The following is a 25,616-nucleotide window of genomic DNA, read 5'->3' as shown; positions in this document are numbered from 1 at the left end:
GGTGTTTCCTTTAGCTTGTTTTATAGTAATTATCCGTGGCTAGTATAGTCCGTTAAGACCGTAGTTAAAGGAAGAGTACTTATGTCACAAAATAACAACATAGACGCAATACGAACCCCCGATGTGCGTTTTGAGAATGTCCCGGATTTCGATTACCCGGTGACTTATGCACAGGACCTGCCGGGCTACGAAGGCTTGCGTGCGGCATGGATTGATGTGGGTCCTAAAGACGCCGATCAGGTGTTTCTGTGTTTGCACGGAGAGCCCAGTTGGTCGTTTTTGTATCGGCGCATGATTCCGGTCTTTTTGGCGTCCGGTGCGCGCGTAGTGGCTCCCGATCTGTTCGGCTTTGGTCGGTCTGACAAGCCACTGAAGCAGTCGGATTATGGCTTTCATTTTCACCGCGATTACCTTTTGAGTCTGGTTCAGCGCCTGGATATTCGTAACATCACGTTAGTTGTTCAGGATTGGGGCGGTCTTTTGGGCCTGACCTTGCCGGTGGATGCAGACTTTAAGCCGCGGCTCTCGCGACTGCTCGTGATGAACACTGCGCTGGGTGTGGGCAAATCACCGAGTGATGGTTTTATCGCCTGGAAGAACTATGCACTTGCTACACCAGACTTACCCATTGGCGATCTCATAGCACGAGGTACACCGCATCTTACCGACGCCGAGATTGCCGCTTACGATGCGCCTTTTCCTGGACCGGAATACAAAGCGGGTGCTCAGGTGTTCCCCGCGCTAGTCCCCGTGTCGCCAGATATGGAGGGTGTGGATGTGAGCCTCGCCGCAGCGGAATTTTGGTCTGGGGAATGGACGGGTAAGAGTTTTATGGCCATAGGTGATGCCGACCCTGTGTTGGGGCCTGTGGTAATGGAGGGCTTACGCGCGCTCATTAATGGATGTCCGCCAGCGATGGTGGTGGAGGGTGGCGGTCACTTTGTACAGGAATGGGGTGAGGATATTGCGCGCGCCGCTTTGGAATCCTTCGCCACTGCTTAGCAATTTGTCTGGCAGAGTCTGGGGCCCCAAATTTTCTGGCCTTGTATAAATCTGTGGAGATTTGGCATCCGGTTTATTGGTAGCGTTTTCCGTGATGCTCCAGCCAGCCATCTTCATGTCGGCCACCCGGATCATGATGCGTCCAATGTATTACGCCACCTTTTTCCGTCCATTCGTATTCGCCAAAAAAAGCCACAGTGTCCCCTTTTTCGAGTTGGGGGATTCGCGGTGCAAGGTCAATATTGTGCGCAACCAGTAATGTTAAGCCCGAGTCCAGCTCCATAAGAAAGCGCTGATGACGGCTACCGTTGGTGTCATCGCGCAGCACGTGTATTACCGTGCCAGCACCCGCTATCTGAAGGTTACTCTCACGATTTTTGAATGCGGTCTCCAGTCGACTGTCGCTGCTTTTTGCTGTGCTGGAAATGGAACCCGCAGCCAGACGCTCGGCGCCATATTCGTTCCATAGCCATGTGGCGAGGCTCAGAACGATGATCAGCGGAAGTGACTTTTTGTTAATAGAGCGCATGGCAGCTCGGCCTTCGTTGTGGAAAGCGAGAGCCTAGTACGTACTGCGTTGCTTTGCGAGCATGAATCACTTCAGGTGTTTTTACGATGCTTGGTGTACCTGGTCGGCACCGCGCTCGTGGGATCGTCAGGCCAGGGATGTTTTGGGTAACGCCCCCGCATTTCCTTTTTGACCCCATCGTAGCTACTGCGCCAAAAGCTCGGTAGGTCCTGAGTTATTTGTAGTGGCCGCCCTGCCGGGGAGAGAAGATGAACAAGCAAAGCGATACGGCCGCCGGCGATGCCGGGCGTGTGCTCGCAGCCGAACATTTCTTGTAGCTTGACCGGCAACACAGGAGGGCTCTGTGTGTAGTCAATTTTTATCTTTGACCCAGAAGGCACTTCAAAGCGCTCGGGTAGCGCGGCGTGGAGTTGTTGTAGCTGCTCCCAGGAAACCCGCGATTGCAGTATCTCCAGTAGCTTCAGATTTTTGAGTTCGGCAAGTTTTTTAATGCTGGCGAGGTAGGGCGCCAGCCAATCATCCATAGTGGCGAGCAACTGAGCCGTTTCAAAAGATGGCCAGTCGGGGTCCAGTTCTGACATTAACCTGGCCTTGTGCAGAAACTCTCTCGTTGAACCTGACCAGGGGAGGTTGGCAAGCTCTGCGTCGCGAGTCAGCTCCATGAGCTTACGGGTCCGGGCTTCATCCGATACGTCAGCAATTGTTTGTCGGCGCAATAATAGCGCGCCGCATTTGCGCCGGCGCTCTGCGATGAACCGTCCGGATTTGGCGTCCCAGTCAACGACAGTTTCGTCGCTGATTTGATCGGCGAGGAGCGTATCGAAGAGTGCCGGATCAAGCGGCGCCGCGGAGCGAATTATGTCTCCTTTGCGCCCCGCCATACCTCCAACCTCCGCGACTGCCAGCCACTTTGATGAACTGAGTTCCTTGGGTGAGTCGAACTGGCTGCTGCGGCCATTTGCCAGCTGATAGCCGCCGGAGTGACGTTGGCGGGCAATACGATCAGGGTAGGCGCAAGCCATTAAAAATCCCGGAAGTTGCTCTGCGGTAGGACGTGGAGCGCGCGTGGGGAGGTCCTGAGGTAACTGTCTTGAGAACTGCCCGGCCAAGCGTTGCGTTCGCTTTTGCCATCCGCGATATACAGCGGGACAGTGGGTTTCACCACTTAGATATTCCAATCGAACTCGCATGTCGACGGACTCGCGTCCCACAGGATCGCGGTCGGACAACACGGCCGCGAGATGCGCGGCTGTATCTGACGCGCCAACGGATTGCCCCATGATGAGCATATGCGCCAAACGGGGGTGCGCGGTAATACTCGCCATTGCGTTTCCGTGAGGGGTGAGTCTGAGGCCCGACTCGGTTCGACAAAGCGCAGTCAGTTCCAGCAGAAGCTCCAGGGCTTGCTGATACGGTCCCGAGGGTGGAGGCGTTAACCAGGCAAGATCGCCGGGATCGTAAACGCCAAAAGCAAAAAGTTGCAGCGCTAGCGAGGTGAGGTCAGCGTTTTGAATCTCGGGTTCATCGTGGGTGTTCAGCTGCTGTTGTTGCGCGGCGGACCAGAGTCGGTAGCAGGTACCCGGCCGAAGTCTTCCTGCACGACCTGCACGTTGCATGCTAGAGGCTTGAGATATGCGTACCGTTTCCAGCCTGGTCATTCCCGTGTTGGGGTCGAATAGGGGTTTTCGCTCTAGTCCGGAGTCAATTACCACATCAACACCTTCGATCGTGAGGCTGGTTTCGGCGATATTTGTCGCCAGCACGACTTTGCGTTGTCCAGAGGGGCAGGGCGCGATGGCCAGTTGTTGCTCGTCTATGCTCAGCTCACCATAGAGCGGTCGTACGCTGACATCTGCCGGTAGTGTCAGCTGAGCCACCAGTTGGCGAATCTCTCCTTGCCCCGGTAGGAACACCAGCAGGCTGCTGTCGCTGTGTTCGGCGACCGCCTTTTCTATAACTTTGCTGAGTCGGTCGGCTATGCGTTCCCGGGGTTTGCTGGCCTGACCGTAGCGCTGTTCCACCGCAAACAATCGACCTTCGCTGCGGATAGCGCGCGTGTTCAGGAACGCTTCCAGTGCCGTGGTTCCCAAGGTCGCAGACATCAGCATAATTCGAAGAGCTTCGTCTTGTTCAAAGGTTTCTCGCGTGTTTAAAGCGAGCGTAAGACCCAGGTCAGCATCCAATGAGCGCTCATGGAACTCATCAAAAATGAGCAGGCCCACATCGCTCAGGGACGGGTCATCCCTGAGCATTCGCAAAAGAATGCCTTCGGTCACCACTTCGATACGAGTCTCGGCTCCGATTTTGGTATCCAGACGCATCCGGTAGCCCACCGTCTTGCCCACGGGTTCTTTTAAGAGACTCGCCATGCGAAGTGCCGCGTTCTTTGCGGCTAGCCGACGAGGCTGCAGCATCACGATCTTGCGTTTTTGCAGCCAGGGCTCATCAAGCAGCGCTATAGGCACCACAGTGGTTTTGCCAGCGCCGGTGGGTGCCTCCAGCACCAGATTCTGCTGCAGTCGCAGATGCGCTCGAATGTCATCGAGACTTTCATGAATCGGTAGCTTAAGGGTCTCTTTTGCTATGGCCATTCGCTTGGGTGTGTCACATCGTCGATTGCAGCATTGCGCAAGATATTACAGAGCAATCGGACAAAGTAAGCCATACTGATCTTATTTCAGGGCTAAATGCGTATCTACAGTCAGTGAGTATGTCCGTGGAAGCGGCAATGAAGGTATTTCAAAAGCGAATACGGTTTTCAAAGAGGAGCACCAAGCATGACTAAGAAAAGCACCAATATTGCGAGTCAAACGCCGGCCAATTCTGAAGTAGAGCTAATAGTAACTGGTCGTCGTCGGGTCCTTGAGATGATGGGTATGGCTGCCGTGGCTCTGCCCGTGTTGGGTTTGCAGGCCTGCGGCAGTGATGAGGGTTCGGCGCCTGCCTCAAGCGCAATGGATAAAGTCGAGCCGGCCATGAAGGACGTCGCAGCCAAAGCCGAGAGTGCTACCGCATCCATGGCCGAACAGGTCAAGGCGACCGCAGAAGATGCGTCGCAGTCTGTAGAGGCCGCAGCAGAGGAGGTTGAATCCGAAGTGCAGGAGGCTGCGAGTCAGGCGCAGACTATTGCTACGGATGCGATGGCACAGCTTGATGAAAATGGACCACAGGCCATGGGTTTGGGTTACAAGCACGATGCCACGACCGTTGACAACGCACGCTACAAGTCGGGACAGCAATGTTCCAACTGTGTGCTTTTTCAAGGTGGTTCCAGTGAGTGGGGCGGATGTCCTTTGTTTACTGGTAAGCAGGTTAAGGCGACCGGCTGGTGTAGTGCTTACTCGGCCGCAGGCTAAGGTCCCAGGCGCTAGCATAAAGAAGGGCGCCCTTGTGGCGCCCTTTTCGTATCTGCGAGCAATATTTACTCCGTCGTTGCCGCTGCCTGCTCTTTAAGTGCATGGTGAGCACGCTCTATGAGGAATGCGCGAAGATCTTCGGCGTCATCAGGACTCAGTTGATTGCCGAAGCCGACCATACCCTTATCCCAATGTAATCCACCAAGCACGATCGCCTGGAACTGTTCGTGCGTTTCGGCAGTCAGTGCACGAAGATCGGGGATTGGGCCACCGCTCACCGCGCCATCACCGTGACAGAACACGCAAAAGCCCAGGTACAGAGCCTTACCACGCTGGACACTCTCCGCACTTGCGGTCATAGGTGGTGGATCGATAACCAGCGGCTCGTCAATAGCCGGTGGCAGTTGGCCATCGCTGCCGAGCTTGAACACCAGTAGTCTGCTGCGATTTGGCGATATTCCGCCCTTGAGTGCCTCACCGCCAACCAGCGCCAGCGATCCACCCCATCCCGCCACGACCGCGATGTACTGTTCCCCATCAATACGATAGGTCACCGGCGGTGCCACGATGCCGGTCTGGGCGTCAAAGCTCCAGAGTCTTTCACCTTTGTCTGCACTGTAGGCAACCAGTTCTCCCCGGGCACTACCTTGCAGCATTAGGTTTCCAGCCGTGGATAGAATGCCGCCATTCCAGGGGCCTTCGTGTTCGATTTCCCAGCGAGGCTGTTTAGCAACCGGATCCCAGGCAACCACCAAGCCGCGAACGGTTTTAAGTACCGCTTCTTTGATCGCCGGGTCATCGGGGAGAGCCGCTGGCATGGAGTCTGTACCGGTATTCCAGTAGCCATGCTTGTATTCAAAGTTCTCGTCGGTTTTGTAAACCCAGCCCGCATCCTGGCGAGGAATATACACAAGGCCATGCTGCGGGTTGTAGCTCATGGGGTGCCAATTGTGACCACCAATGGGGCCCGGCAGATTAAGTCCCGTTGGACCGTCGGTGTACCGGGCGTTCTCGGTTTCCTGTGGACGACCTGACTCAAGGTCAACGTGTGTTGCCCAGGTTACCGCAGCGTAGGCATCGGCAGACAGTAGTTCGCCAGTCTTGCGATCCAGAACATAAAAGAAGCCATTCTTCGGTGCTTGCATGATCACATCGCGAGGCGTGCCTGCGATGTTGAGCGTCGCCAGAATCATGTGCTGGGTAGCCGTGTAATCCCAGGAGTCCCCCGGCGTTGTCTGATAGTGCCAGACGTAGCTGCCGTCATCAGGGTTCAACGCCAGGATAGAAGACAGATACAGATTATCGCCGCCGTCAGGGCTGCGTAGCTGTCGATTCCAGGGCGCACCGTTACCCACGCCGACATACAGTAGATTCAGCTCCGGGTCATAGGCCATGGAATCCCAAACGGTACCGCCGCCGCCGATTTCCCACCACTCACCGCCGCCCCAGGTTTCTGCGGCCTTTTCCATGGCGGCATTTTCGAAACCGTCATCGGGGTTGCCCGGTACGGTGTAGAAGCGCCAGGCCAGCTCACCATCGTCCAGGTTATAGGCACTGACGTATCCGCGAACACCCAGTTCGGCGCCGCCGTTACCAATAATCACTTTGTCTTTAACAATGCGCGGTGCGCCGGTTATGGAGTAGGGCTTGTTGCGGTCGGTGGTTTGTACTTCCCAGCGCTTGCTGCCGTCTTCGCTGTTCAGGCTGATCAACCTTCCGTCGAGTGTACCGAAGTAGACATTGCCCTCATGTAAAGCTACGCCGCGGTTAACCACGTCGCAGCACAGATGCACCGCCCAGTCTCTGGGAACCTTTGGATCGAAGAACCAAAGCATCTCACCGGTGAGCGCGTCGTGGGCAAAGATGTTACTCCAGGAACCGCTGGTATAAATCTTTCCGTCTACCACAATAGGCGTCGCTTCTTTGCCTCGCGCTGCCGGGTAATCGAAGTACCACTCCAGGCCAAGATCTTTAACATTGTCCGCGTTAATCTGATCCAGAGTGCTAAAGCGTGTTTCCGAAGGATTGAGTCCGTGCATAGCCCAGTCCACATCAGCGAGTTTTGCGCTGGGAGCGACTTCGGCAACGGCGGTTTCGTCTGAACCCGATTCACAGGCAGTGGTTAACATCAACACAGTGGCAATAGCACCACCGAGCATTGAGTTGCGTAGTCGCCGGGAGGGCGAGGCAAGAAGGCGCATGACGGATATCTCTCTACAATATTATTGGAAGTATATTTGGGTAGCAGCGACTTTAGCGTTAGCCGCTTTGCTCCATCTCAAGAGTATAACGGTATCAAAAACACTGTGTGTCAGACAGGTTTTAGACGCCAGCTCAGCACAGCTCCTAAGAGCGCCATCGCAAGAAGTACAGCAAGAACCATATCGTTACCAAAGCGCTGAGCGACCCAGCCCAGGCTTCCACCGATGAATACAAAGAGGCCGATGACGCTGTTGCTGATCGCAACATACGCAGCGCGATTATCGGCATTGGCCAGATCCACCACGTAGGTCTTGCGTCCCAGGCGAGTGCCTTGATGAGCTATGGCGGCGACATAAAGTGCGATGGCGCCGGCAAAGCCGCCCGCTGCGGTCATAAAACCTGCCGGTGCCAGCAGTACTGTAGTAAGCGTCACCGCGGTTAGAACCCCCGCGGTCATCATTACCTGATGTGCGGCGCGGTCCGCGTAGATACCCCAGACGACCCCGGACGTCAGTGCCGCAAGGCCTTCCGCTAATATGACAAAAGCCAGCGCTCTGGTACTACCGTCGGTATTGGCAAACATCATGACCACCAGGAAAGGAATGGTATAGGCGGTGCTGATTAAAAATACTCTTGCCAGGACAAAGGCTCGCAGAGCGGAATCAGTTTTTAGAAGCTTTGCGCTTCGTAGGGCATTACCCAGCGCCGAAGCACCCCCCTCCGTAGCTCCGGCTTGCTCTGGAACCTGTCCGTAGAGCAGCGCTGCGCTTAGCCACAAGATACCGGCCACACACAGCATGCTAACGAGAAGAGGAAGGGAGGTTTTTCCGTCGGACAGTAATAAAAATAAGCCGAAGCCGATGGTGAAGATGCCCGCCGCGCTGCTCGCAAGACCCGAAAGGCGTCCCCGTCGGCCCTTCGCAACGGTTTTACCCAGCACATCTTTAGCCGCAACGGAACACAGACCCCGGGCAACACTAAACACGGCGAGTGCGAGGAGTATGGCGAATGCACTTAGCGACGGCTCCGGTAGCAGCAGCGACAGCGGCATTGCAAGCATGCATAGCCCCTGTAAAACCGCTCCCAGAACATAGACACCTTTGCGAATGGGGCGTTTGCGTAGCTTCGCTGCGATGGCCAGCTGCGGAATTAGAGAAAGCGATTCGCGCACGGGGACCAGCCAGGCAATAAAAAATGCCGGTGCGCCGATGCTGCTCAAAAGCCAGGGCAGTACTACCCGACTGCTTCCCAGGGTATCTGCACATTTGGAGGCAATCTGCGCCAATAGCTGCAGGAGAAAACTTTGTGGCTGTTCTTTGCAGGCATCTTCAGAGATGTCCTTACAGGCGCGGGCGTCTTCTTCATCGCTGAGCAACTCGAAAACTGTGTCCGATGGGCGGGTCACGCGCTGGGCCTTAGTGCAGTGATCTTTTGTTGCTCGGGCTACGCTTTTCGCCCTCTGCAAAAAGGTAGTCCAGCTGCAAGCACTCGGCCGCCAGCTGCCGCGTTGCGTCCATGCAGCTCGATATAAACTGTGCCGTTTGTTCAAGCGTCAGGCCTGCCTGAGCCTGCATGACACCCGCAATGACTAGCTGCGGTGTTGCATCATCCACCACATCCAGAAAAATCTTCAAAATGGGATAGTCCATGTTGATGCGTCCCAGGTCAGCTGCCATGGGTAGAAGAGCCATGGGCCGAATCTCGAGCTCTGTAGTGAGTAATAGTCCGTAGCGCTCTAAAAACAAACGGCTATCGATTACTCCTTCGATGCTTTTGAGCGCCGCAAGGTGCAAGCCCTCACACTCTCCGCACTCGCTGTATTCCACACGGGCGGTCTCCAGCCACTGCTGGAGCAGGGTGCGATCGGGTTTCTCAAGTTTGTCGCTCATTCGGGCTTACCAAGTAAAACGCCAATTTTACGCGATAGCTCGGCTGCTGTGGTGCTTTCATCTGTTGATTGGGGGCCCTTTAGGTCCGATAAAATTGACATCTTCCAGCGTAAGCTTGAAATTACGTTGATGCGCAGAGAAGGCAATTCATGAAGACCGTTTTACTCACCCTGGGCCGTTTACCCAAGGCCTTGGCGATCGCTCGTGCTTGTCGGGCCGCGCGATGCCGTGTACTGATCGCTGATCCATTTCGCTGGCACCTGTGCAAACCGTCTCGAGATGTCCATAAGTCTTTTCGCGTGACGGCTCCTAATGACTCTGTTGATCGGTATCTTCAGGACTTACTGGCAATCGTTGAAGAGGAGTCTGTGGATTTTGTGATTCCAATCTCGGAAGAGGCCCTGCACGTCGCAAAGTTGGCTGATCGGCTTCCCGCGGGAGTAGGGCTTTGGGCGGCTGAGCTGCCTCAGCTTGCCGAACTGCATCACAAGCGTGACTTTATTGCTCTGGCTGCGCGCAGGGGCCTGGCGGTGCCAGACACCTTTACGGCGAATGAGTCGGCAGCAAAGGAGCTGGCGCAGCGTGGTAACTACGTAGAAAAACCTGTACATAGCTGCTCGGGGATCGGTCTGCGATTTGCCAAAGCTGGAGAGCCCTTGCAGGCCACGACTGAAGATGGGCTGGTTCAAGAGCACCTTGATGGTGATTTAATCAGCTCTCTGTCCGTGGTCAGCCACGGCAGGGAAGTCGCCAGCGTGTTTTATCGCGGCCGGGTATTTGCTGGAACGGTAGCGATTTGTTTTGAGCGGGTAGATGACGCCGGTTCCGCAAAGGACTGGGTCAGCGACTTTATTACCGGCAGTGATTACAACGGGTTTCTGGCTTTTGATTTCATCGTCGACGACGGGGGTCAGGCGAGGGCCATTGAGTGCAATCCTCGCGCCACCAGTGGCGTGCACTTTTTTGACATGGCTTCGCTTGGGCAGGCTTTGCTTGATCCCGACGCCGCAGCGACCATAGAGCTGTCTCGGGAGACTCGCTATCAGTGGGCCTACTCCACACTCACAGAGACGTATGCAGCGCTTTTTCGACCCAAAGAATTTGCCCGGCGTTTCAAAGAGATGCGCAGGGCTCGGGACGTGATTTGGGCCGCCCGTGATCCCCTGCCGTTTTTACTCATGACACCCATGTCCTGGGAGATACTCTGGCCCGCGATGACCAGTAGTCTCTCTCTGGGAGAAGCGACGCAGCGCGACATAGCCTGGTTTGGTGACAGGTCTTGATTGACCGCAAGGTGAGTGACTTAACGCCGCGCTACGGTGCAGAAGATCTGCTCTTTGGGTCGCGTAGTCAGTCGGGCAGCAGGCCTCACGCGGCTCGGGTTAATCGCCGTAAAATCAAAGCGACGCAACAGCTCGGCGATAATCAGCAGACTTTCGGTTTGCGCAAACCCTGCGCCCACACAGGTATGCGGCCCCTGCCCAAAGGGAATGTAAGCACCGTCGGTAAGCGCAGCCTCATTCTCAGCCAGGAAGCGCTCGGGTTTGAAGGCGTGCGGGTCCTCCCAGTAATCCTGATGCCGATGCAAGGTCCAGGGCGAAATCATCACCAATGCACCTTTGGGAAGTTTTCTGGGGCCTACGGTGGCGTCCTGCATGGCAACGCGGGGCATGAAGGTGATGGGGGGATACAGTCGCAGGGCCTCACGAAACACCGCTTTGAGCAGCGGCAACTGACGCATGTGTTCAAATCCTATGGTGCTGGTTCCCACGACGCGATCAATCTCTTCGCGCATGTTGGCCACGATCTCAGGTCGTTGCGCGCAGATAAAAAACAACCAGGTCAGTACGCTGGCGGTCGTCTCGTGACCCGCCAAAAAGAACACCCCAAGCTGATCGATGAGTTCCTCGCGACTAAACGGTTCGCCGCTATCGACGTCACGCGCCGCGATGACGGCGCTGGCAATGTCGTTAAAGTCTGCTTCGGGCGCAAGATGTGTGTCGATGAGCGTCGCAAGGTGACTGCGAATTCGCGTGCAGGCGTCCAGCACCACCTGTGGCTGCGGCGCGCGAGTCCAGGCAGGCTCAAAAATCAGACGCTTGATATCGACCTGCGCGACAGAGCGCTCAAATACGGTGAAGTCTTCGAAGACGTCAAAAGCCACCTGAGAATCAAGCGATGTGGAGAATACTGTCCGGCAGATGATGTCGGCGGTGAGTTGGCTCATGGCCATATCCAGAGACAGAGTCTCGCCGCTGTCTGCTACCGACTCCAGGTGCTGCACATAGTCGCCTACTGCGGACTGCATGGCCGTAAAGGCGTGGCTGATGCGCATATGCGAGAAAGCCGGATCAATCATGGCGCGTTGTCGCCGCCACTTTTCGCCGTCGGTGACAAAGATCGATTCACCGATGAGATGCTCCAGCGCATTGACCATCAAATCGCTCTTGGGAAAGATGCCGTCAGGGTCACGCATAATGTGCCGAACGAGCGCCGGGTCATTAAACAAGACCGTCGATCGCCGCGAGTAGCCAAGATTGCCCACAGGGAATCGGTAGGCCGCCGCAGGAAGCAGTTCCAACAGATTGCCATCGCCGTTCCACATCACACGCAGCAGCGCCGGCAGCGCGGCCAGAGAATGCGGCTTGGGAGGAATATAGTGGCTGTCGTTACTCATAAGGCTTGTGGTCACACAGATCAGGATCAGTATCAGGGGGAGCCGGGGTGATGTCGACCCATACGCTGTTTGAAATTTTGGTGGCCATACATATCGTCACCGGCGCTACCGGCCTGATCAGCTTTTGGGTGCCCGTCGCCGGACGTAAGGGAGGACGTAATCACGCGCGCTTTGGCAAGTTATTCACCATGATGATGCTAGTGACCGGGAGTGTGGCGATTGGTATTGCCTTGACCACTTTGTCGAATCCCATAGCCACGCATCCACAATTGATTGATCACCCTCAGTTTGGTGATCCTGCTCTGATTGCGGGTATTTTTGGCTGGATGATGCTTTATCTGGCAACCCTGACAATTAATCTGGCCTGGCATGGTTGGCTGTGTATCCAGAATCGTCGCGACCATCTGGCCAATCGCGTGTGGCACAACCTATTGCTGCAGTTGTTACTGACCATAGCGTCGGCCAACTGCGCCTGGCAGGGCTGGCAACTGGAGCAGCTATTGATGGTGGGAATTTCCATGGTGGGATTTGCCACGGTGGCAACCAATCTCTGGTTTTTGTACAAACCCAATCCCCGGCCGCTGGATCGCATCAAAGAGCATATTAAATCGTTGGTGGGTGCAGGTATCTCAGTGTATACAGCGTTTTTTGCATTTGGTGCGGTGCGCATGTTCCCAGAAATTGCTCTGACGCCAGCGCTGTGGTCTGTGCCATTGATCACCGGGCTGAGTCTGATTATCTATCATCAACGCGCGGTGACTTTGCAGTTCAGGGCCCGAGCTGAGCGGGCTTCATGACGCAAACTCATTCACTGATCATTGGTTCCGGCGTGGGCGGTCTGTCCGCGGCTGTTGAGCTGGCTGCCGCGGGTCATAAGGTCACGGTGCTTGAGAGAGCGGCAGAGCCCGGCGGCAAGATGCGGCAACTGGATGTGGCCGGCATCGGTGTTGATGCAGGCCCTACGGTATTTACCATGCGCTGGGTGTTTGATGGCCTGTTCGAGACCGCCGGCTCAACCCTGGAGGAACATCTGCAGCTCGAAAAAGCGGATGTGCTTGCCCGCCATGCCTGGCGTCAAGGCGGGGTGCTGGATTTGTACGCCGATACAGCGCGCACAGAACGGGCTATACAAGAGTTTTCAGATCAAGAGAATGCTCTGGGCTATCGCGCATTCTGCGCTCGTAGCAGCGATATCTATGAAACGCTGCGTGAGCCATTTATTGCTGCTGCTCGCCCTGGCATGCTTGAGCTTGTGCGTCGCGTGGGTTTTGGCAATCTCGATGCGATGTGGCGCACTGCGCCTTTTTCTACACTATGGGGCGCTTTGGGCGAGCACTTTAGTGACCCGCGCTTGCGCCAGTTGTTTGCTCGTTACGCGACCTATGTCGGCTCTTCTCCCCTGCGCGCACCCGCAACACTGATGCTCATTGCACACGTAGAACAAGAGGGTGTTTGGTTGGTCAATGGAGGCATGCGAGCTGTAGCAGGAGCCTTGCGTGACCTTGCTGTTGACTTGGGCGCGGAGTTTTACTTTGACGAGGGTGTGCGTGAGATCACCATGGAAGCTGATCGCGCGGTGGGTGTTCACAGCGATCACGGGCGTGATATTCGTGCTGACCATATTATTTACAACGGTGATATTTCGGCGCTCGGTAATGGGATGCTCGGAGCAAGTGCCAGTCGAAGCGTGAGTCCGGTTGCGCCTGTCAAGCGCGCGCTCTCGGCATTCACTTTTTGTATGGTGGCGAAAGTATCGGGTTTTTCCCTGCACTATCACACCGTATTCTTTGCCGAGGACTATCCCGAGGAATTCGCAGCCATCTTCGGTCGGGGAGACATCGCTGCGTATCCCACAGTTTACGTCTGCGCGCAGCAACGCTCTGGCGGCTATGTGCCCGAAGGTCCGGAGCCTCTGCTGCTGCTGATTAACGCCCCGGCGGACGGAGATCGACGCTTTCGGGACGACCGCAAGCTGGCGATGTATCGCGACCAAGCCTTGGCCTTGCTCAGGGAGTGCGGATGCGATATTCAGATTCAAGAAAGCGCCTGCGTCACTACGGATCCGCGGGGCTTTGAAGAGCGTTTTCCGGGCAGCGGTGGTTCCCTTTATGGGCGTGCGAATCATGGGCCACTGGCGAGTTTCGCAAGACCTGGGGCGCGCAGCGCAACGCGGGGGCTTTATCTCGCTGGTGGCTCTGTGCACCCGGGCGCAGGTGTGCCCATGTCAGCGATGTCCGGCCGCCTTGCGGCGGCGGCTGTGCTTGAAGATCAGGCTTAGTTGCGCCAGCGGGGATTTCCTACAGTTCTTGGGGCCACTTCATCTGGATCAGAATTGGCTGGCCCCAGCATGTGGTTTACTGCTGTCATCGCAGCGGCAATATGCTAAACATGCTCCTATGAGCGCCGCACCCCCCAAATGTATGAAATCCGTTCGATCCTGGCTGATGGGCGGCATGTTTCTTGTCCTTTTCCAGGCGCCGGTGTATGCGCTTCAGGCGAGTGATGTGTCGGATCCGACAGATTCCGAACAGATCTCCGAGATCCCCGTTGAGCCCTCTAGCGACCCTAATAGTCCCCATTGGGTCGATAGCAGCCATGAGTACGCGACCAACCGCGCTCAGGCCCTGGCACAGTGGATGGATGATTTCTTTGGTGCTCCGGTGCGTGATGCCGAGCGGGCGGATACCTTTGTCAGAGCAATCTTTCTGGATGACTGGGATGAGCGCGATGGCCATGATCCCAAGGTGCGGCTGCGAGGCCAGATCAGCCTGCCTAAAATTTCTGAGCGTGTCGATTTGGTCTTTTCCGGCGAAGAGTCCGAGCAGACGCTGACCGAGGAAGAGCGAGCGCAGGAGAATGATGTGGGCGTGCGGTTCAACTTCCGAGATAGCCGCCGCACTCGTCTGGATGCCACGCTGTCCCTGCGATCGGGGCCTGCTGTGTTGCCGGGGGTGCGGTTTCGCTACCAGCAGCCCATTACCGACAACAGTTGGGCGCGTTTTACCCAACGTCTGCAATACCACTCAGAAGATGGGTATCGCTCGCTGAGCAACTTTGATGTGAACCGGATTCTTGATGATAAGAGCCTTCTGCGTTGGAACGGGCGCGTGCGCTTTCGCGAAGAAAAAGACTTCTGGGACTGGAATACCGGCATAACCTATCGACGCTGGCTGGATGATCACGAGAAATTCCCCAGTGCACTTGAGTACTTTGTGGCGGTGAGCGGTCGCGATCAGCCTGAAAATTATGAGACCAACTACCGCCTGGGCGTTTTATATCGCAAGCAGTTTTTTCGGCAGTTCTTGTATTACGAAATCGAGCCTAGTTACAACTGGCGCCGTGACCTTTACGAAGAAAAGCGCGAGGGTGTTCTTGGTGTCGTGCTGCGCCTTGAGGTGATGCTGGATCGAAAACTCGTCGGTGGCCGCTAGCGCGTTACTTCTTCGCGCGTTCTTGAATGTAACGCTTCCTGGCCTCCTGACACTCGGGATCCAGGAGCCCTGAGAGTAAACTGTCAGCGTCAGACCAGGAGCGAGAAAGCCCCACTTGGTTGGCTGTCACCGCGTCCACATGTCGTTTAGTGGCCTGCACTGCAAAGCTAGGTCGTTGGGCGATCGCCTGTGCGAGCGCGTCTACAGCGGCATCTAGATCATCGGGTTCCGCCGTATTATTGAGAAAGCCAGCCCTCAGTGCTTCTTGTGCGTCAAAGGGACGGCAGGTCATCACCAGCTCTTTGGTGAGCGCAGGACCTATCTCCCGTACGAGCCGGGGTATACCCCCCCAGGCCAGAGGTATGCCCAGGTCAATCTCGGGAATGGAGAAGCGCGCGTCGCTTGCCGCGACGCGCAGGTCGCAGGCGGCGGCAAGTACCAGGCCACCCCCCACACACCAGCCCTGTATTCGGGCAATAGTGATAGCACGGATCTGCTCTATGGCATCTGCCATGCGCCGTCCGGCATCTGCAGCATCGCGTGCTTCTGGGTCTCCCGGCTGCGGAAAGCCAGCGAGGTCAGCCCCGGCTGAAAAGCAGCGGCCGCGGCCGCTGACCACCACCACTTTCAGCGATTTGTCCTGATTTAGCTCTGCCGCGGCCTGCGTAAGCTCTTCCAGCGTTTGCAGTGACAGTGGATTAAGTTTTTTGGGACGATTGAGCCACAGACGGGCAATGCCGCCCTGTCGTTCTATTTCAAGGGTCTTGTACATAGCGTTTATCTGACTTGTGCTTTCAATCGCCAAAGTCTAGCACTACAGGTGTCGGGGCTTTGTCTATACGGTCTTTTGCATAGATGTGCCCTGTGGTGTAAGTGGTGTACTCTTTTGCGCGGGATTGTTGGTAGAGCAAAGGTCCAGAGCTTCTTCGGGAGCATCCCTCCAGAGCAAACAACGCAAGATTTTGTCGACAACATAGAAAAGAAAGGACAACACCATGAAATTTACAGTTCGGCTCTTTGTGCTTCTGATGGCTGCAGTACTAAGCGCCTGTAGCAGCGTGAAAGAGCGTGATTACGAGTCCTGCATCGTGGGAAGCAGTGCTTTGGGCGGTGCTATTGGCGCATCAGGAGCGGGTGCGGGTGCTGTGGCGGGCGTCGCAGTCGGTGCCGGCGTTGGCGCTGTAATTTGTCACCTGGAAGAGCCTAAGCCTATGGTAGCGGCGGCAGCTGCCCCGTCAGATAGTGATGGCGACGGCGTTACTGATGATAAAGATCGCTGTCCGGGTACGCCTGCCGGCGCAGAAGTCGATATGAATGGCTGTGCGTTGGATAGCGACGGCGATGGCGTTGCTGACTACAAGGATCAGTGTGCGAATACGCCCGCGGGTGTGAAGGTCGACATGAAAGGCTGTCCGGTCAAGGATGAAGTAGTGCTGACAATTGACCGTTTGGGCTTCGCCTTTGACAGTGCAACTCTGGATGCGAAGTCACGTTCCGCACTTGATGCGGCGGTAGCTGTGATCAAGTCTCACAGCAGCGTGAAGATGGATGTTGTGGGCTACACGGATACGTCGGGTCCTGAGGAGTACAACCAGAAGTTGTCCGAGCGTCGTGCCCAGGCAGCGGTGGATTATCTGGTATCCAAGGGCGTTGCGGCCGATCAACTGCGCGCCACAGGACGTGGTGAGGCAGATCCCGTTGCCAGCAACGACACTCGTGATGGACGTGAGCGTAACCGCCGCGTTGAGTTAGTGGTCCGCTAAGCAGGCCCCAGGCAATCGAAAGGCGCCGGGCGAATGCCCCGCGCCTTTTTTTTGGCTCATCGCGTTCGCGGGATACCGCTTTTACAGTGAGAAGGCCCCAGGCTCTCTGGCAGCCCAGCCCCGCTTTACTCGAGCTGCTCGCGTATCTCCATCGGCGTTAGGGCAGTAAACAGCGCACTCGACGGACGCTCGAGCAAAGCGGCGCTGAGCCGCTACGAGTCGTCAGGGCAGCGTGCTCACGAAACAGCGCCTGAACTTCGCACTGACCAGGCCAGACAGGCGGTAGTCCTTTGAGCGTCCGTCGAGTGCTTCTAACAATGTGAGAGCCTCTCTGGAGATGCGCGAGCAGCTCAAAGGACTACCGACTGTCTGGTCGGCTATACGGTTCACGCTATGCTTGTCGGAGGCGGCATGCCCACTGGAGTGTCTTAAGGGTGATACTCGTAAAAGCAGTGTCCCGCGAATACGCGCCGAACCTTTTTTAGCATGATCTCTTGTGCTGCCCATGAGCGAGAATACTTGAGTGACAGCAAAACATACTGTATGTTCAAATCTGAGTTACTCGTCATGGGTGTGTTCTGCCCGGGCCAATCAAAAACACATTTTGCGACCCTCAGGAGGCTTCCGCTTTGACCGAGATTGATACTTTTCGTCAGGAAACCCGGGAGTGGCTTGAAGCCAACTGCCCCCAATCCATGCGCCAGCCGGTAAGCGGCTTTGAAGACATTTACACCGGTGGCCGTAAGCCGGAAGTCGACATTCCCGAGCAACCCCTATGGTGCGAGCGCATGGCCGAGCGAGGCTGGACAGTGCCGCACTGGCCCAAAGAATATGGTGGCGGCGGTTTGTCCGGAGAGGAGGTCAAAGTTCTTAGGGAAGAAATGGACCGCATCGGTGCGCGCAGGCCATTGGATTCTTTTGGAATTTCCATGCTTGGCCCCGCGCTGCTGAAGTTTGGCAGCGAAGAGCAAAAGCTGGAACATTTGCCACCGATTTGCCGCGGCGAGATTCGTTGGTGTCAGGGGTACTCCGAGCCCAGTGCGGGCTCTGATTTAGCGAGCCTGGCAACCCGTGCCGACGATCAAGGTGATCATTACCTCATCAACGGCCAGAAGGTTTGGACTTCCTATGCCGACAAAGCCGATTGGATTTTTTGTCTTGTGCGCACGGACAACAGTGGCAGCAAGCACGAGGGGATCAGTTTTGTGTTGTTCGATATGGATCAACCCGGTGTAACGGCGAAGCCCATCCGTCTTATCAGTGGTTCATCTCCATTTTGCGAAACATTTTTTGACGACGCCCGCGCGGAAAAACGCAATCTGGTGGGTGAGGAAGGTCAGGGCTGGACCATCGCCAAATACCTGCTAACGCACGAGCGCGAAATGATTTCGGCCTTTGGCACCGCCGGCGGTAAATCCCTGGGTAAGACCGCGGTGGAGCATATGGGTGCCGATGCCGAGGGGCGTCTGCGCAACGGTATTCTCCGTCAGGACATTGCTCAGCATCAGCTGGATACCCTGGTCTTTTCTGCCACCATGGAACGTGTCGGCGATGAAGTAAAAGCCGGGCAGGGTCTCGGCCCCGCATCATCCATTTTTAAGTACTACGGCACAGAGCTCAATAAGCGGCGCAACGAATTGAATCTGGCTGTGGGTGGTGAGACTGCTTTGGGTTGGTCTGGCGAGCGTTACAACGACGGTAATGTCGTGAGGAGCTTTTTGCGATCCAAGGGTAACTCTATAGAAGGTGGCACCTCGGAAGTTCAACTTAACATCGTAGCCAAGCGCGTGCTTGGCCTACCTGACGCCTGAGGTGTAGTGGTATGACTTTAGTATTGAATGAAGAGCAGTTGATGCTGCAGGAGTCTGCAGCAGGCTTTATGGCAAGCAAGGCGACCGTGGAGCATCTTCGTGGTCTTCGCGATAGCGGCGACGAGTTGGGATTTGATCCTGCTGTGTGGCAGGAAATGGTAGACATGGGCTGGGCGGGTATTGCCATCCCCGAAGCGTACGGCGGTCTAGGCTATGGCTACACAGGCTTAGGTGTGGTTCTGGAGCAGGCCGGGCGGCATCTTAGCGCCTCGCCTTTGGAGGCCAGTGTGCTCGTTGGCGCTACCGCCATTAATTGTCTGGGAACCGAGTCGCAAAAGGCTCAATGGCTCGCCGCGATTGCTGCCGGCGAGAAGCAGGTGACGCTGGCCTTGCAGGAAACAGGCGTTTTTGATCCGTTGGCAGTGGCTACGACAGCGACGCACGATGGCGACGCTTTTGTATTGTCTGGCGAAAAGCGCATGGTGCTTGATGCGCAAAGTGCAGACGCTTTCGTCGTCATTGCGCGAAGCGCTGGCGCTGCGGGTGATTCCCAGGGGCTAAGTGCCTTTTTGGTGCCAGCAGACGTCGCGGGCCTGAGTCGCTCGCGTTGCGACATGGTCGATAGTCGTCAGTGCGGCGTCGTAACTTTGGACGGTGTTCGCGTCTCTGCCGACGCGCTTATGGGATCCGCTGGCGAAGCCTGGACCGCGCTTGAGCGGACTCTCGATATCGCTGCCATTGGTTTGTCAGCGCAGTTGCTGGGACTGTCCCTGGAAGCCTTTGAGCGAACCATGGCTTACATCCGGGAGCGCAAGCAGTTTGGTCAGGTGATTGGCTCTTTTCAGGGCCTGCAGCACCGCGCAGCGCATTTGTTTGCAGAGCTGGAGCTGGCTCGCTCTATCGTCCTCAAAGCGTTGCAGGCTGTAGATGCCGGTGATGAGAACCTTCCGCGGCTTGCCAGTGCAGCCAAGGCCAAGCTTTCTGAGGTAGCTCGCCTTGCGAGTAATGAGGGAGTGCAAATGCACGGTGGCGTGGGTATGACCGACGAATACGACATTGGTTTGTTCATGAAGCGCGCCAGGGTCCTGGAGCACCTAATGGGTGATTATTATTATCATCTGGATCGCTTTGCCCGAATCGGTGGATACTGACGCACTGATTTCGCCCGCAAGCACAGGACACTATAAAAACGATGAGTGAAGAACTGAACAAAATGGATGCTGTGGTAGCACAGCTGACCCAGCATGGCGCACCTTTTGCCCTCGATACAGTCACCATCGACGGTGCACAGTATCGAAACTATAGCTCCGCGCCCCCGAACATGGGCGCGTACTTTCGCTTTATGCTCAATCACGCCGACAAAGAGTTCACGGTTTATCGCGATCAGCGTCTCACCTTTGGTGAGAGCTATGCGCAGTCCGCGGCTCTGGCTCGTTCGCTCATGGATGATTTTGGCGTTCAGCCGGGCGATCGCGTGGCGATTCTTAGCCGCAACAACCCCGAATGGATGATGGGCTTCATCGCAGCGCTGTCCATTGGTGCGGTTGCCGTGCCTATGAATGCCTGGTGGACCACCGAAGAGCTGGACTACGGTTTGCGTGATAGCGGTGCCAAGGTGGTTATTGCCGATCGTCAGCGGCTGGAGCGCCTTGCTCCTTTGCACGAGGACCTGGAGTTAAAGCTTATTGCGGTTGATGACTGCAGTGGACTGGATGTTCCGTTTAGCCAGTTTCGGGATCTGGTAGCTGCTCATCAAGGCGCCGATATGCCCGAAGTCTCTGTCGCAGCCGATGACCACGCCACCATAATGTATACCTCGGGCTCTACGGGACACCCCAAAGGGGCATTGTCCTCGCACCGCGGCATGCTCTCGGCGCTATACAGCTGGATGCTGCTGGGCACCTCCGCCAAGCAGGCTGCAGGCGATACAGCCCCGGCCAAGTTTGCTCCATCGGGCTTGCTGACAATTCCTTTGTTTCACTGCACCGGTAGTCACACTGCGTTTTTGTTGTCCCTGATCATTGGCCGCAAGCTGGTGATCATGCACAAGTGGGACGTGCAGGAAGCGCTGCGCATGATCGAAGAGGAGCGTATTACCTGGTTCACCGGCGTCCCTACCATGTCGGCGGAGCTACAGGCTGCTGCAGCGGAATCTGATCGCGATCTGTCCTCGCTTGCGGAGATTTACGGTGGCGGAGCTGCAAGGCCCCCTGCACAGGTCGAAAAGCTTGCAACGACCTTCAAGCATTCCTCAGCAGGTATTGGCTACGGACTTACCGAGACCAACGCCCTGGGCACCATTAATACGGGTGCTGTGTATCGGGCGCGCCCGGGCAGTGCCGGTCGAACGGTGCCCGCGGTCACTGATATTGCGATTTTTGATGAGCACGACAAACCCGTGGCAGCGGGTGAGCGTGGTGAGGTGTGTATTCACTCGCCGGCCAATTGTCTGGGCTATTGGAACAAGCCCGAAGCTACCGCCGAGGCCTTTCGTGACGGTTGGTTTCATACCGGTGACGTGGGTTTTATCGACGAAGAGGGTTTTCTCTTTATTGTCGACAGAATGAAAGAAATCATTATTCGAGGCGGTGAGAACATCAGCTGTATCGAAGTCGAAGCGGGTATATATCAGCATCCTGCGGTCAGCGAGGCGGCGGTTTACGGTGTACCCGACGAGCGTCTTGGCGAGGCGGTAGCTGCCAGTGTGGTCCTTCGAGAAGGCGAAAGCCTGAGCGCTGAGGACTTGCAGAGCTTTTTGCGGGAACACATTGCGGGATTCAAGATACCTGCCTATGTACGTTTTCATGACGAGGCGCTGCCGCGCATCGCCACAGGCAAAATTTTCAAACGACAGCTTAAGGCTGAAATGAGCGAGCGCCTGGCTCAGGCTTGAGCGCATCCCCCTATTTTGCCCTGCAATTCTTAGCGGGGCGTACACGCAAGGAGAACGGGTCATGGACCTAGGAGTATCGGACAAAGTCGCGCCATTACTGGAGCGCGTAAAAGCTTTCATTGAAGACGAAGTACTGCCTCTGGAAAGCGCTTACGCGGCGGAGATAGCCACTGGCGATCGCTGGCAGTTCACGGATCGTCAGACTGAGATTATCGAGTCACTGAAGACCAAGGCCCGTGCTCAGGGGTTGTGGAACTTCTTTCTTACTGAAGGCGAGCAAAGTAGCGGTTTGACCACCGTTGAATACGCTTACCTTGCGGAGCAGATGGGTCGCTCGCATATGGCCTCAGAGGCATTCAACTGTGCAGCCCCGGACACCGGGAACATGGAAGTGCTGGCGAAGTATGGAAGTGAAGCACAGCAGGCCGAGTGGTTGACCCCGTTGCTCAACGGAGAAATTCGTAGCGCCTTTGCGATGACTGAGCCGGGTGTTGCCTCGTCCGACGCCACCAACATTTCTACCAGCGCCGTGCTTGATGGCGACGAGTGGGTGATCAATGGCGAAAAGCACTGGATCTCTGGTGCTGGCGATCCTCGCTGCAAGATCATGATTGTGATGGTCAAGACCGATCCGACTGCCGCCAAGCACAAGCAGCAATCACAGATTCTGGTTCCTATGAACACACCGGGCGTCGAGATCATTCGACCCATGCAGGTGTTTTCTATGGACGACGCGCCCCATGGTCACATGCATCTTCGCTTTAACGAGGTTCGAGTTCCCAAAGACAATGTGATTCTTGGGCCTGGCCGAGGTTTTGAAATTTCTCAGGGGCGTCTTGGACCTGGCCGGATTCACCACTGTATGCGAGCCCTGGGTGCTGCAGAGCGTGCGCTGGAATTAATGTGCAAGCGCGCCACCACTCGAGTGGCTTTTGGTAAGCCTCTGGCTCGACTTGGCGGCAACATAGATATCGTAGCCAACGCTCGCATGGACATAGAGCAAGCACGACTGCTGACTTTAAAGACGGCCTGGATGATGGATCACGTTGATGCCAAGGAAGCACGCATCTGGATTTCCATGATCAAAACAGCTGTGCCGAACGTCACCTTGAAGGTGATCGATGAAGCTATTCAGATGTTTGGTGGCTTGGGTGTTTCTCAGGACACGCCACTTGCAACGATGTATATGGGACAGCGGACGCTGCGTCTTGCTGATGGCCCGGATGCAGTTCACCGCATGGTGGTGGGACGCAATGAGTTCAAAAAGTACATGGATCAGGAACCGGTAAACGCCACATTCAGAGATGGCTGATATTCCGGCCTCAGCGCCTGGCGCTTTGCGGATGATCAGTAATTCAGTGATTTAAAAGGTGAATAACATGGGTATTAAAGTAGTTCCAAAAGAGCAGTTGGTTGATCAGGTAGGCACAAAAACAACCAGCGATTGGGTGACGATGGATCAGGGGCGTATTAACGCCTTTGCCGATTGCACCGAAGATCATCAGTTTATCCACTTGGACGAAGAGAAAGCGGCACAGACGCCTTTCGGCGGAACCATTGCGCACGGTTTCCTGTCTTTGTCGATGCTGCCCAAGCTCAGTGAAGGGCAGGGTGTTGTGCCAGAGAACGTAATGATGGGTATCAACTACGGCATGAACAAGGTGCGTTTTTTGGCACCCGTGCGCGCAGGTAAAAAGATTCGCGCTCACACCGAGTTGGTTAATGTCGACCAGAAGGACGACAACCGGTTTCTCTTGACCTCGTCGGTCACCGTCGAGATTGAAGGCGAAGAAACGCCGGCACTAGTAGCCGAGACACTCACAATGCTTGTCTGCGCCTGACACACAAAAAAGGAGTTTTTGAGAATGACGATTCGTTATGACGGTCGAGTAGCTATTGTTACTGGCGCAGGCCAGGGGTTGGGTCGCAGCCACGCTATTGAGCTTGCCAAGCGTGGCGCCAAAGTAGTGGTTAACGACCTCGGTGGTGCTAAAGACGGCACGGGTGCTTCTTCGGAGGCAGCGCTTGCCGTGGTTGCAGAAATTGAAGCGGCCGGTGGTGAGGCTATGGCCAACGGAGCCAATGTTGCTAACTATGCCGAGGTAGAGGCGATGGTAGCGGCGGCCATGGAAAAGTGGGGTCGTGTTGATATTCTTGTTAACAACGCTGGAATTCTTCGCGACAAGAGCTTTATCAAAGGCTCCATGGAAGACTTTCAGTTGGTACTGAACGTTCACCTCATGGGCAGTGTTTATTGCACCCGTGCCTGCTGGGAAATCATGAAAGAGCAGGAGTATGGTCGTATCGTCGTTACTACCTCTTCTTCAGGCCTTTACGGTAACTTTGGCCAAACCAATTACGGTTCGGCCAAGATGGGCGTGATCGGCATGATGAACACGCTGGTTCAGGAGGGTGCCAAATACAATATTCGTATGAATGCACTCGCTCCCACGGCAGGTACGAGAATGACCGAGGGTTTGATGCCGGAGAAGGTTTTTGAACTCTTGACGCCGGAGACTGTGACCCCCGCCGTTCTGTATCTGGTCAGTGAAGACAGTCCGAATCGCACGATTCTTTGCGCGGGCGCCGGATCTTATGCGGTGGCTAAAATTGTTGAGACAGACGGCTGCTGGCTCACGCCAGAAGAGCAGACGCCCGAGGGCATTGCCGCGCATTGGGACGCAATCACTGACCCCGAAGGTGAGCGGGCACTACAGGCAGGTTTTGAGCAGACTGGAAAGATGCTCACCAAAGCGGCCGCAGGTCTTGGTATTTCTCTCGACTAATTCATAGCGCCCCGCGGGGCGTTGACGACATTTACCGGCGGCGTGTTAACCCGCTCTGAGGAATTGAACTATGAAAGAAGCAGTTATTGTATCGACAGCAAGAACCCCCATTGCCAAAGCGTATCGCGGTGGATTCAACAATCTACCCGCCCCGACGCTGGGTGCTGCGGCAGTAAGCGAAGCGGTGCGTCGTGCCGGCGTTGAGCCCGGTGAGATTGAAGATGTCATCATGGGTGCTGCCCTGCAGCAGGGAACCGGCGGTCAAAACGTTGCGCGACAGATTGCGCTGCGTGCTGGTTTGCCCGTAACTGTATCGGGTATGACGATCGATCGTCAGTGTTCTTCGGGTCTCATGGCTGTAGCCACTGCCGCCAAGCAGGTGATGTACGACGGCATGGATATTGTCGTGGGTGGTGGTTTGGACTCCATTTCACTGGTTCAAAACGAGCATATGAACCTGCACCGAGCAGCGGACGAAGAGCTTCTTGCCATGCATCCCAATATCTACATGCCCATGCTGCAAACCGCCGAAGTGGTTGCCAAGCGCTATGGCATCAGCCGCGACGCCATGGACGAGTACGGGCTGCAGTCGCAGCAGCGAGTCGCCGAAGCTTACGAGCAGGGCCGCTACGATGCCGAGCTGACGCCGGTCACCTGCAAGCGTATCGTTTGGAACAAAGAGACGGGTGAGCAGTCCGAAGCAGAAGCTACAGTGAGCCGTGACGAAGGTATTCGTGCCACGACGCCTGAAGCTCTCGCCGGTCTTAAGACTGTTATCGAAGGCGGCACCATCACTGCGGGTAACGCCTCACAGCTGTCTGATGGCGCATCTGCACAGTTGATCATGGATTCCAAGCTAGCTGAGCGGCGCGGTCTTGAGCCCCTGGGTCTCTACCGCGGTATTGCTGTTGCCGGTCTTGAGCCTGACGAAATGGGTATTGGCCCTATCTATGCAGTTCCCAAGCTGCTCAAGCAGCACGGCTTAACTGTCGATGACATTGGCCTGTGGGAACTCAACGAGGCGTTTGCCGTTCAGGTCCTGCATTGCGCCAACGTTTTGGGAATTGATAACGATAAGCTGAACGTCAGCGGTGGTGCGATTGCGATTGGTCACCCCTACGGCATGAGCGGCTCGCGCATGATTGGTCATGCGCTTATCGAAGGTAAGCGCCGCGGTGTTAAGTACGTTGTCATCACCATGTGTGTTGGCGGTGGTATGGGTGCTGCGGGGCTCTTCGAAGTATTGTAAAAACTGCTCAGCTAAGTAGTTGGTAAGC

General features: G+C 55.9%; 21 protein-coding genes. 14 read left to right on the top strand and 7 right to left on the bottom strand.

What is annotated here, in order from left to right; translation table 11 throughout:
- Positions 1–81: 81 nt before the first annotated feature.
- On the top strand, positions 82–1,002 hold the full coding sequence (locus R0135_RS08925; RefSeq protein ID WP_407346467.1) for a haloalkane dehalogenase: 921 nt from the start codon (positions 82–84) through the stop codon (positions 1,000–1,002).
- A 73-nt stretch (positions 1,003–1,075) separates the two neighbouring features.
- Here the strand turns inward: R0135_RS08925 and R0135_RS08920 are convergent, their stop codons facing one another.
- Together R0135_RS08920 and hrpB are read right to left on the bottom strand one after the other, a co-directional pair.
- Entirely contained in the window at positions 1,076–1,531 is a 456-nt protein-coding gene (locus tag R0135_RS08920) for a DUF3465 domain-containing protein (protein ID WP_407346466.1), read from the bottom strand.
- Positions 1,532–1,602: 71 nt separating this feature from the next.
- Positions 1,603–4,122 carry an ATP-dependent helicase HrpB gene (gene hrpB, locus R0135_RS08915; RefSeq protein WP_407346465.1) on the bottom strand — a complete coding sequence of 840 codons (2,520 nt, stop codon included), beginning with the start codon at positions 4,120–4,122 and terminating at the stop codon, positions 1,603–1,605.
- A 186-nt stretch (positions 4,123–4,308) separates the two neighbouring features.
- Here hrpB and R0135_RS08910 point away from each other — a divergent pair, with 186 nt between their 5' ends.
- A complete protein-coding gene (locus R0135_RS08910; RefSeq protein ID WP_407346464.1) occupies positions 4,309–4,887 on the top strand; it encodes a high-potential iron-sulfur protein in 579 nt (192 codons plus the stop codon).
- A gap of 65 nt (positions 4,888–4,952) precedes the next feature.
- Here the strand turns inward: R0135_RS08910 and R0135_RS08905 are convergent, their stop codons facing one another.
- From R0135_RS08905 to R0135_RS08895, 3 genes are all read right to left on the bottom strand, one after another.
- Positions 4,953–7,088, bottom strand: coding sequence for a PQQ-dependent dehydrogenase, methanol/ethanol family (locus tag R0135_RS08905; RefSeq protein ID WP_407346463.1), 2,136 nt, complete (start codon positions 7,086–7,088; stop codon positions 4,953–4,955).
- A gap of 110 nt (positions 7,089–7,198) precedes the next feature.
- Positions 7,199–8,494, bottom strand: coding sequence for an MFS transporter (locus tag R0135_RS08900; protein ID WP_407346462.1), 1,296 nt, complete (start codon positions 8,492–8,494; stop codon positions 7,199–7,201).
- A 10-nt stretch (positions 8,495–8,504) separates the two neighbouring features.
- Positions 8,505–8,978: a YbjN domain-containing protein gene (locus R0135_RS08895; RefSeq protein WP_407346461.1), complete on the bottom strand. Its 474-nt coding sequence runs from the start codon at positions 8,976–8,978 to the stop codon at positions 8,505–8,507.
- Between the two features lie 149 nt (positions 8,979–9,127).
- On the opposite strand from R0135_RS08895, the gene R0135_RS08890 reads away from it, so the two are divergent.
- Entirely contained in the window at positions 9,128–10,261 is a 1,134-nt protein-coding gene (locus R0135_RS08890) for an ATP-grasp domain-containing protein (protein WP_407346459.1), read from the top strand.
- A 20-nt stretch (positions 10,262–10,281) separates the two neighbouring features.
- Here R0135_RS08890 and R0135_RS08885 read toward each other — a convergent pair whose 3' ends face one another.
- A complete protein-coding gene (locus tag R0135_RS08885; RefSeq protein ID WP_407346458.1) occupies positions 10,282–11,655 on the bottom strand; it encodes a cytochrome P450 in 1,374 nt (457 codons plus the stop codon).
- A 50-nt stretch (positions 11,656–11,705) separates the two neighbouring features.
- On the opposite strand from R0135_RS08885, the gene R0135_RS08880 reads away from it, so the two are divergent.
- The 3 genes from R0135_RS08880 (at position 11,706) to R0135_RS08870 (ending at position 15,086) form a co-directional block, all read left to right on the top strand.
- Positions 11,706–12,452: a hypothetical protein gene (locus tag R0135_RS08880; protein WP_407346457.1), complete on the top strand. Its 747-nt coding sequence runs from the start codon at positions 11,706–11,708 to the stop codon at positions 12,450–12,452.
- Complete coding sequence (gene crtD / locus R0135_RS08875; protein WP_407346456.1) at positions 12,449–13,933, top strand: 1-hydroxycarotenoid 3,4-desaturase CrtD; 1,485 nt, start codon at positions 12,449–12,451, stop codon at positions 13,931–13,933. The genes R0135_RS08880 and crtD overlap by 4 nt, the downstream gene beginning before the upstream one ends.
- A gap of 142 nt (positions 13,934–14,075) precedes the next feature.
- Positions 14,076–15,086, top strand: coding sequence for a hypothetical protein (locus R0135_RS08870; RefSeq protein ID WP_407346455.1), 1,011 nt, complete (start codon positions 14,076–14,078; stop codon positions 15,084–15,086).
- Between the two features lie 4 nt (positions 15,087–15,090).
- On the opposite strand, the gene R0135_RS08865 is transcribed toward R0135_RS08870, so the two are convergent.
- Positions 15,091–15,858 carry an enoyl-CoA hydratase/isomerase family protein gene (locus R0135_RS08865; protein ID WP_407346454.1) on the bottom strand — a complete coding sequence of 256 codons (768 nt, stop codon included), beginning with the start codon at positions 15,856–15,858 and terminating at the stop codon, positions 15,091–15,093.
- A 223-nt stretch (positions 15,859–16,081) separates the two neighbouring features.
- Between R0135_RS08865 and R0135_RS08860 the strand changes: the two genes are divergently transcribed.
- The 8 genes from R0135_RS08860 to R0135_RS08825 all read left to right on the top strand — a co-directional run bounded on the left by R0135_RS08860 (position 16,082) and on the right by R0135_RS08825 (position 25,588).
- Positions 16,082–16,849, top strand: a complete 768-nt coding sequence (locus R0135_RS08860; protein ID WP_407346453.1) for an OmpA family protein — start codon at positions 16,082–16,084, stop codon at positions 16,847–16,849.
- A 629-nt stretch (positions 16,850–17,478) separates the two neighbouring features.
- Entirely contained in the window at positions 17,479–18,660 is a 1,182-nt protein-coding gene (locus R0135_RS08855) for an acyl-CoA dehydrogenase family protein (RefSeq protein ID WP_407346452.1), read from the top strand.
- Positions 18,661–18,671: 11 nt separating this feature from the next.
- Complete coding sequence (locus R0135_RS08850; protein ID WP_407346451.1) at positions 18,672–19,811, top strand: acyl-CoA dehydrogenase family protein; 1,140 nt, start codon at positions 18,672–18,674, stop codon at positions 19,809–19,811.
- Positions 19,812–19,852: 41 nt separating this feature from the next.
- Positions 19,853–21,553: a class I adenylate-forming enzyme family protein gene (locus R0135_RS08845; protein ID WP_407346450.1), complete on the top strand. Its 1,701-nt coding sequence runs from the start codon at positions 19,853–19,855 to the stop codon at positions 21,551–21,553.
- Between the two features lie 61 nt (positions 21,554–21,614).
- The gene (locus R0135_RS08840) at positions 21,615–22,865 is read left to right on the top strand and encodes an acyl-CoA dehydrogenase family protein (RefSeq protein ID WP_407346449.1); all 1,251 of its coding nucleotides are present in this window, start codon (positions 21,615–21,617) and stop codon (positions 22,863–22,865) included.
- A 67-nt stretch (positions 22,866–22,932) separates the two neighbouring features.
- Entirely contained in the window at positions 22,933–23,394 is a 462-nt protein-coding gene (locus tag R0135_RS08835) for a MaoC family dehydratase (RefSeq protein ID WP_407346448.1), read from the top strand.
- A gap of 24 nt (positions 23,395–23,418) precedes the next feature.
- On the top strand, positions 23,419–24,339 hold the full coding sequence (locus R0135_RS08830) for an SDR family NAD(P)-dependent oxidoreductase (protein ID WP_407346447.1): 921 nt from the start codon (positions 23,419–23,421) through the stop codon (positions 24,337–24,339).
- Between the two features lie 70 nt (positions 24,340–24,409).
- The gene (locus R0135_RS08825; RefSeq protein ID WP_407346446.1) at positions 24,410–25,588 is read left to right on the top strand and encodes an acetyl-CoA C-acyltransferase; all 1,179 of its coding nucleotides are present in this window, start codon (positions 24,410–24,412) and stop codon (positions 25,586–25,588) included.
- The last annotated feature ends 28 nt before the right edge of the window (positions 25,589–25,616 follow it).

Source organism: Congregibacter variabilis, assembly GCF_045689235.1.
Classification (GTDB): Bacteria; Pseudomonadota; Gammaproteobacteria; order Pseudomonadales; family Halieaceae; genus Congregibacter; species Congregibacter variabilis.
This window is presented reverse-complemented; position numbering and strand designations above follow the sequence as displayed.

Excerpts from the sequence above, each read along its gene's own strand:
- crtD (WP_407346456.1), top strand. The coding sequence starts at position 12,449 with ATGACGCAAACTCATTCACTGATCATTGGTTCCGGCGTGGGCGGTCTG.
- R0135_RS08905 (WP_407346463.1), bottom strand. The coding sequence starts at position 7,088 with ATGCGCCTTCTTGCCTCGCCCTCCCGGCGACTACGCAACTCAATGCTC.
- R0135_RS08925 (WP_407346467.1), top strand. The coding sequence starts at position 82 with ATGTCACAAAATAACAACATAGACGCAATACGAACCCCCGATGTGCGT.
- R0135_RS08825 (WP_407346446.1), top strand. The coding sequence starts at position 24,410 with ATGAAAGAAGCAGTTATTGTATCGACAGCAAGAACCCCCATTGCCAAA.
- R0135_RS08865 (WP_407346454.1), bottom strand. The coding sequence starts at position 15,858 with ATGTACAAGACCCTTGAAATAGAACGACAGGGCGGCATTGCCCGTCTG.
- R0135_RS08910 (WP_407346464.1), top strand. The coding sequence starts at position 4,309 with ATGACTAAGAAAAGCACCAATATTGCGAGTCAAACGCCGGCCAATTCT.
- R0135_RS08890 (WP_407346459.1), top strand. The coding sequence starts at position 9,128 with ATGAAGACCGTTTTACTCACCCTGGGCCGTTTACCCAAGGCCTTGGCG.
- hrpB (WP_407346465.1), bottom strand. The coding sequence starts at position 4,122 with ATGGCCATAGCAAAAGAGACCCTTAAGCTACCGATTCATGAAAGTCTC.
- R0135_RS08830 (WP_407346447.1), top strand. The coding sequence starts at position 23,419 with ATGACGATTCGTTATGACGGTCGAGTAGCTATTGTTACTGGCGCAGGC.
- R0135_RS08845 (WP_407346450.1), top strand. The coding sequence starts at position 19,853 with ATGAGTGAAGAACTGAACAAAATGGATGCTGTGGTAGCACAGCTGACC.
- R0135_RS08840 (WP_407346449.1), top strand. The coding sequence starts at position 21,615 with ATGGACCTAGGAGTATCGGACAAAGTCGCGCCATTACTGGAGCGCGTA.
- R0135_RS08880 (WP_407346457.1), top strand. The coding sequence starts at position 11,706 with ATGTCGACCCATACGCTGTTTGAAATTTTGGTGGCCATACATATCGTC.
- R0135_RS08920 (WP_407346466.1), bottom strand. The coding sequence starts at position 1,531 with ATGCGCTCTATTAACAAAAAGTCACTTCCGCTGATCATCGTTCTGAGC.
- R0135_RS08895 (WP_407346461.1), bottom strand. The coding sequence starts at position 8,978 with ATGAGCGACAAACTTGAGAAACCCGATCGCACCCTGCTCCAGCAGTGG.
- R0135_RS08835 (WP_407346448.1), top strand. The coding sequence starts at position 22,933 with ATGGGTATTAAAGTAGTTCCAAAAGAGCAGTTGGTTGATCAGGTAGGC.
- R0135_RS08850 (WP_407346451.1), top strand. The coding sequence starts at position 18,672 with ATGACTTTAGTATTGAATGAAGAGCAGTTGATGCTGCAGGAGTCTGCA.
- R0135_RS08870 (WP_407346455.1), top strand. The coding sequence starts at position 14,076 with ATGAAATCCGTTCGATCCTGGCTGATGGGCGGCATGTTTCTTGTCCTT.
- R0135_RS08885 (WP_407346458.1), bottom strand. The coding sequence starts at position 11,655 with ATGAGTAACGACAGCCACTATATTCCTCCCAAGCCGCATTCTCTGGCC.
- R0135_RS08860 (WP_407346453.1), top strand. The coding sequence starts at position 16,082 with ATGAAATTTACAGTTCGGCTCTTTGTGCTTCTGATGGCTGCAGTACTA.